The sequence below is a fragment of the Dactylosporangium sucinum genome, assembly GCF_014647515.1.
Classification (GTDB): domain Bacteria; phylum Actinomycetota; class Actinomycetes; order Mycobacteriales; family Micromonosporaceae; genus Dactylosporangium; species Dactylosporangium sucinum.
Genome location: NZ_BMPI01000010.1, coordinates 22,838 through 29,048 on the forward strand (window position 1 = coordinate 22,838; position 6,211 = coordinate 29,048).

Genomic DNA, 6,211 nt, shown 5'->3' on the forward strand with positions numbered 1-6,211 from the left:
GGCCTGACCTCGACGTCGATCGAGTGGTGCATGGACCCGGTGACGGGTCGACGTGGCTTCTCGTGGAACTTCGTGGACGGCTGCGAGCACGCCTCGCCGGGATGCGACTTCTGCTACGCCGAAGGCATCGCCCGGCGGTTCGCCGGGAGCCCGGCGTTCCCCCACGGCTTCTCGCTGACGGTCCGCGAGGACCGGCTCGACGGTCCACTGCGGCGGCGTACCCCGGCGCGGATCTTCGTCAACTCCATGTCCGACCTGGGGCTGTCCGACATCCCGGTCGACCTTGCTCGTCCGCGCGTTCGCGGTGATGGCCCGCTGCCCGCAGCACACCTTCCTGATCCTAACCAAGCGGCCCACCGTCCTGCGGACGCGGCTGAGCAAGCCGCAGTTCGTGGCCGCGGTGCGCGGCCTGGTCGCCGCAGCCGCGCCGGAACTGACGGTGCCGTGGCCGCTGCCGAACGTCCAGCTCGGGGTGAGCGTCGAAGACCAGCACCACGCCTGGCGGGTGCTCGAGCTGCTGCGGATTCCGGCCGCTGTGCACTGGGTGTCCGCGGAGCCGCTGATCGGGCCGCTCGACCTGACCCGGATCGTGGGCGGCCGCCGGTCGGTCGTCGACGGGCTCGCCGGCGAGATTCACACCGCTGGCGGCGATCTTCTCGGCGCGTGCCCAGCTGCTGTGCGGTGGGTGGTCGTGGGCGGTGAGTCCGGCGCGGCGCGCGGGATTCGCCCGATGGCCGCCGACTGGGTGCGCCACCTGCGCGCGCAGTGCACCGCCGCTGGCACCGCCTTCTTCTTCAAGCAGACCGGCACCCGGCTGGCCGCCGAGCTCGGCCTGCCCCGCAAGGGCAGCGCCTGGAGCGACCTGCCGGCCGAGTTCCGTCACCGCGCTTATCCCGACGTGCCGGCGCTGCCGGCTCTATCCCGAGGAGGTCCGTCGTGACCACCATGCTCATCCCTCAGCAGTCCGCCGCGCGACCGGACCGGCCGCTGCGGCCCGACGAGGCCCGGGTGACCAGCTCGGCGCTGATCCTGCCGCTGGCCTGGGTGGTCCCTGGCCCGAACGTGCGTGGCACCGATGTCGGCGACGTCAGCGAGCTGGCCGTGTCGATCTCCAAGATCGGGCAGCGTGAGCCGATCCTGGTCGCCAAGCTCGGTGAGCGCCGCTACGAGATCATCGAGGGCCACCGGCGACGCAAGGCCGCCGAGCTCGCCGGGCGCACCCACATCGACGCGGTGCTGCGCCGGCGGCCCTCACCGTGTGACCGGCTCGTGCACCAGCTGGCGATGCACACCCACGCCAAGCCGTTCGAGCCGATCGCGGAGGCCCGGGCGCTGCACATTCTGATGTGGGAGCACCGGCTCACCCGCGAGGAGATCGCTCACCGGGTGGGCCGCCCCAACGGCTGGGTGCGCGACCGGCTCGCGCTGCTGCAGCTGGACGAGAGCGAGCAGCAGGCCGTTGACGAGCGGGCGCTGCCGCTGGGAGAGGCGCTGGGCCGGGTCCGCGAGCGTCGGGCCGAACGGGACGGCCGCCCGGCCCCGTCGGCCGCCGCGCCCCGTCCGCGGCGCGAGCAGCACTTCACCGACGGCCACCCGCTGGCCGCTGATGCCCGGCAGCGGTGCCGGGCCGCCGGGCGGGCGCACCGGGACCGGCTCTCCCTCGGTGGCGTCGCCTGCGGTAGCTGCTGGGAGGACGCCATCCGCGCCGACCAGGGTGGTGCGCGATGAGCTTGCCGAAGCTGACCGTGGACGCGGTGGCGCAGCTGGTCGACGCGGATCTGCACACCGTCTGCTGCGACGCGGCCCTGGCCCTGTGCGGGCAGCCGCTGACCGGCGCCGACCAGTATGCGGCTGCGGCGGCGGCCACCTGCCCGCTGTGCCGGCTGCTCGAAGACCTGGGTCTGCCCTGCGGCGCGCCCGGCTGCGACGTCGGTGAGGACGAGCTCAGCGCGGAGCTGGAGTTCTCGATGCTGGGCACCTGCCGTCGGTGCGGGTGCACCGACGACGAGGCGTGCCCGGGCGGCTGCAGCTGGGTTCCGGATCCGGCGCTGCTCGGGGTGCTGGGCACGCTGTGCTCGGCGTGCTCGAGCGGCGGCGCGAGCACGGAGCAGGGCTGTGGCTGAGCCCGCCGGCGACACCGGCCGGGATGCGCTGCGGCTGCTGGGCGTCGGGTATGAGGGCCACACGCTCGCCTCGCTGATCGCGCAGCTGCGCGCGGCCGGGATGACTCGGCTGGTCGACGTGCGCCAGCAGGCGGCCTCACGCAGGCCCGGGTTCGCCAAGAGCGCGCTGCGTCAGGCGCTGGCCGCGGCCGGGATCGCCTACGAGCACCAGCCCGAGCTGGGCAACCCGCGCGACAACCGGCCGGGGTTCGGCTCGGGGCCGGCCGAGCTGGACGCCGCGCGCGCCACCTACGCGGCGTGGTTGACCAGACCGGCGGCGCTGGCCGCGCTCGACGCGCTGGTCGACGCGGCCCGGCGCGAGCCGGTGGCGGTGCTATGCCTGGAGGCCGACCCGCAGCGCTGCCACCGCTGGGTGCTGCTGCGCACCGCCTGGATGCGTGCCAGCAGCGGGCCGGCCGCCGGGCCGGAGCGGTAGCGGTGACGGGCCCCGCCGGTTCCCGCGACGCGCTGCTGCGTGCCGTGCTGGCCGAGCGGTTCCCCACCGACGGCGAGGTGCGCCGCGAGGCGCACCGCCGGCCGCGGCCGCTGACCGCGCCGGCTCCGGCCGTCCGCGCCGACCGGGACGACGAGCTGACCCTCGCCCGCCGCCGCCAGGTCCTCAACGACGCGCTGACCCCGACGTTCGGCCACCGCGGCCGGCCCGCCGCTGGACCTCAGGAAGGAGGTTGCCGGTGTCCCACCACCACCACGCGTTCGGCGTGACGGCCCTGCCGGACCGCTGCTGGATCACCCTGCCGGTGCACGTCGCGCTGGCCGACCTGGCCGCGTTCGTCCAGGACGAGCACGACGGTGCGCACTACCGCGACCAGGCGGAGGCGATCGCCGGCGGCGGGCAGGAGTGGGCCGACGCGCCCGAGGCCGGCCCGTACACCGTGGCGCAGCTGCCGGAGGTATGTGTCCAGCTGCGCTGCACCGCCTGCGGCTACCTGTTCGACGAGGACGGCGACACCGGCTACCACCTGCCGGACGAGGCCGACGCCCGGTCAACCGCCCGTGCAGCCGGGTGGACGTCGACGCTGGTGTGCACCGGCTGCCAGGTCGCAAGGCTCATCGACGGCGCCCGGGTCACCGTGACCGGCACCGTCGTCGACTGCCTGATCGTCGACCTCGGCGCCGGCGCGCAGGCGTGGGCGCTGCTGGACGGTCCGGCCCTGCTCAAGGTCACCCTGGCGCCCGCCACGCTGGCCGCCTGCGCCGCGCCGCTGCGCCTCCACGCCCGCATCGCCGTCACCGGCACCGTACGCGAGCACCTCACCGGCCGGCGGTCCCTCACGGCAGACCACGTCGCCGTCCACGAACCCGCGTGGTGAACACCACCGCCCAGACCCGCCGCGACCCCACTCCCCTATCGCGACCCTGACGAAGGAGCAGCACGATGCCTGACGGTAAGAGGCGACCCGCCGCGACGCGGCGCCGCACCAGCAGCAGCACCCGGACCTCGGGCAGGCGCCGCCCGGCGAGCGCGCCCCCGCCCCCGCCGCCGCCGGCGGGCAAGAGCACGCTCAACGAGGTGGGCCAGGCGGTCGGCGCGGGTGCCAAGGGCCTGTCGCGCGGGATCGGCTGGCTCGTGCGCCAGGCCGGCGGGGCCGAGGTGGCGCCCGCCGCCCGCCGCGACCCGCTCGGCGTCGCGCTCATCGCCGTTGGGGTGCTGCTGGCCTACGCCCTGTGGTTCCGCGGCGCCGGCCCGTTCGGCACCCTGCTGACCGTCGTCACGCGGTACTCGGTGGGCCTGCCCGCGATGGTGTTGCCGCTGCTGCTCGTCGTGTCCGGCGTGCGGGCCATGCTGCGCGCGCCGCAGCCGCTGCGCCGACGGGTCTTCGGCTGGGCCGCCGTCGTCTCGGGCAGTTCCGGCCTGTTCGACATCGTCGCTGGCGGCGCCACGCACATGGACCGCGCCGGCGGTCTCGTCGGCCGGCTGGTCGGCGGCCTGCTCGAGTGGGCCGTCACCGCCTGGATCGCGGTGCCGCTGCTCGGGCTGCTGGCCGTCGCCGGCGCCCGCGCGGCAGGACGGGCATGGATCGCTGACGCCGCGGCTGGCTTCGCCTGGCTGCACGCGGCGCTCACCGGGCCCGCGTCCGAGGACGACCTGGACGACGCCGCGCACCCCGGCCCGGTCGACGCGCCCGTCGTGTCGCCGTCCACCGGCATCGTCGTGATGCCCGCCTCCCCGGCGCCGACGTCGGTGCCCCCGATGCCGACCGCTGCCCCGGCCCCCGCCCCGGCCGCGGCCGCGGGCCAGCCGCCGGCCCTGCCCGCCAGCGTGCCGGCGTTCCCGGCCATGCCGGCATCCCCGCCCGCGCCGGGCAAGCCCGTCCCGGCGGCAGTCCCCACCCAGCCCTCGGCGACGAGCGGATACGAGCTGCCGGACCTGGCGATGTTCGCGGCCGGTCCGCCGCCGCTGGCGCACAGCCCCGTCAACGACGAGGTCATGGCCGCCATCACCGGCGTGTTCGAGAAGTTCGACGTGGACGCGACGGTGACCGGCTACCGGCGCGGGCCCACGGTGACCCGCTACGAGGTGGAGCTCGGCGACCGGGTGAAGGTCGAGGCGGTGGAGAAACTGGCCAAGAACCTCGCCTATGCCGTGAAGTGCGCCGAGTGCCGCATCATCGCGCCGATTCCCGGCGAGAGCCTCGTCGGGGTCGAACTGCCGAACCGCGACCGGGAGGAGGTGCTGCTCGGCGACGTGCTCCGCGCCCGGATGGCCAACCCCGACTCGCACCCGCTGCTGGTCGGCCTGGGCAAGGACGTCGGCGGCAGCTACGTGCTGGTCAACCTGTCCAAGATGCCGCACATCCTTATCGCCGGCGCGACCGGCGCGGGCAAGTCCGCCTGCCTCAACACCCTGCTCGTCTCGCTGCTCACCCGGGCCACCCCCGACGAGTTGCGGCTGCTGCTGGTCGACCCGAAGCGGGTCGAGTTGACCGCCTACGCCGGCATTCCACACCTGGTCACGCCGATCGTCACCAACCCGAAGAAGGCGGCCGACGCCCTCGACTGGGTGGTCCGCGAGATGGACATGCGCTACGACGACCTGGCCGCCGCCGGGGTCCGCCACATCGACGACTTCAACCGCAAGGTGCGCGCCGGGCAGGTCCAGGCACCGGCCGGCAGCGACCGGGTGCTCAAGCCGTACCCGTACCTGCTGGTCGTCGTCGACGAGCTGGCCGACCTCATGATGGTCGCGCCCAAGGACGTCGAGGACTCGATCGTGCGGATCACCCAGCTCGCCCGGGCCGCCGGCATCCACCTGGTGCTGGCCACCCAGCGGCCCTCGGTCGACGTGGTCACCGGCCTGATCAAGGCGAACGTACCGTCGCGGCTGGCGTTCGCCACCTCGTCCCTCGCCGACTCGCGGGTGATCCTCGACCAGCCCGGCGCGGAGAAGCTCCTCGGCCGCGGCGACGCGCTGTTCCTGCCGATGGGCGAGGCCAGCGCGATCCGGCTGCAGGGCGCCTGGGTCGATGAGTCGGAGATCGACGCGGTGGTGCGGCACTGCAAGAACCAGAGCGCGCAGCTGGTCGACGCCGTCGCCGTCGCCGCTCCGGTCGAGGGTTCGTCCCCGGCCGCCACCTCGTCGGCGGCACAGATGAGCAGCGACGACGTGGACCTGCTGGTGCAGGCCGCCGAGCTGGTCATCACCAGCCAGTTCGGGTCCACGTCGATGCTGCAGCGCAAGTTGCGGGTCGGGTTCGCCAAGGCCGGCTGGCTCATGGACCGGCTGGAGGAGGGTGGGGTGGTCGGAGCGTCGGAGGGTTCGAAGGCCCGCGATGTGCTGATCAAGCCCGACGCCCTGGATCAGGCGTTGACCGAGCTGGTGACCGGCCCGGCGGCCCGGGCCGCGGCGAGCTGAGGACGAGCCCGATGAAAGCCATCACCATTCAGCACCCGCACGCCTTCGCCGCCGCGGCGGCGCTCAAGCCGTGCGAGAACCGGGGCCAGCGCATCACGCACCGCGGTGCGCTGGCCCTGCACGCCGGTCTGCGGCTCAGCTCGCACCCGCTGCCCGACCCGGCCGCCACCGCCGC

7 protein-coding genes and 1 pseudogene are annotated in these 6,211 nt (G+C 74.7%); all 8 read left to right on the forward strand.

Annotation, left to right across the window (positions count from 1 at the left end):
- Positions 1–30 precede the first annotated feature (30 nt).
- A pseudogene (locus IEZ31_RS59360) lies at positions 31–222 on the forward strand (DUF5131 family protein); the annotation flags it as partial.
- 61 nt (positions 223–283) lie between these two features.
- A complete protein-coding gene (locus tag IEZ31_RS12110; RefSeq protein ID WP_190249903.1) occupies positions 284–940 on the forward strand; it encodes a DUF5131 family protein in 657 nt (218 codons plus the stop codon).
- A gap of 5 nt (positions 941–945) precedes the next feature.
- Positions 946–1,728: a ParB/RepB/Spo0J family partition protein gene (locus IEZ31_RS12115; protein WP_229834877.1), complete on the forward strand. Its 783-nt coding sequence runs from the start codon at positions 946–948 to the stop codon at positions 1,726–1,728.
- Positions 1,725–2,123, forward strand: coding sequence for a hypothetical protein (locus IEZ31_RS56545; RefSeq protein ID WP_229834789.1), 399 nt, complete (start codon positions 1,725–1,727; stop codon positions 2,121–2,123). Before IEZ31_RS12115 ends, IEZ31_RS56545 begins: the two co-directional genes overlap by 4 nt.
- The gene (locus IEZ31_RS56550; protein ID WP_229834791.1) at positions 2,116–2,598 is read left to right on the forward strand and encodes a DUF488 domain-containing protein; all 483 of its coding nucleotides are present in this window, start codon (positions 2,116–2,118) and stop codon (positions 2,596–2,598) included. Before IEZ31_RS56545 ends, IEZ31_RS56550 begins: the two co-directional genes overlap by 8 nt.
- 2 nt (positions 2,599–2,600) lie before the next feature.
- Positions 2,601–2,885, forward strand: a complete 285-nt coding sequence (locus IEZ31_RS12125) for a hypothetical protein (protein WP_190249906.1) — start codon at positions 2,601–2,603, stop codon at positions 2,883–2,885.
- Positions 2,855–3,493, forward strand: coding sequence for a hypothetical protein (locus tag IEZ31_RS12130; protein ID WP_190249907.1), 639 nt, complete (start codon positions 2,855–2,857; stop codon positions 3,491–3,493). The genes IEZ31_RS12125 and IEZ31_RS12130 overlap by 31 nt, the downstream gene beginning before the upstream one ends.
- A gap of 65 nt (positions 3,494–3,558) precedes the next feature.
- Positions 3,559–6,036 carry a DNA translocase FtsK gene (locus IEZ31_RS12135; protein WP_190249908.1) on the forward strand — a complete coding sequence of 826 codons (2,478 nt, stop codon included), beginning with the start codon at positions 3,559–3,561 and terminating at the stop codon, positions 6,034–6,036.
- Positions 6,037–6,211 lie beyond the last annotated feature (175 nt).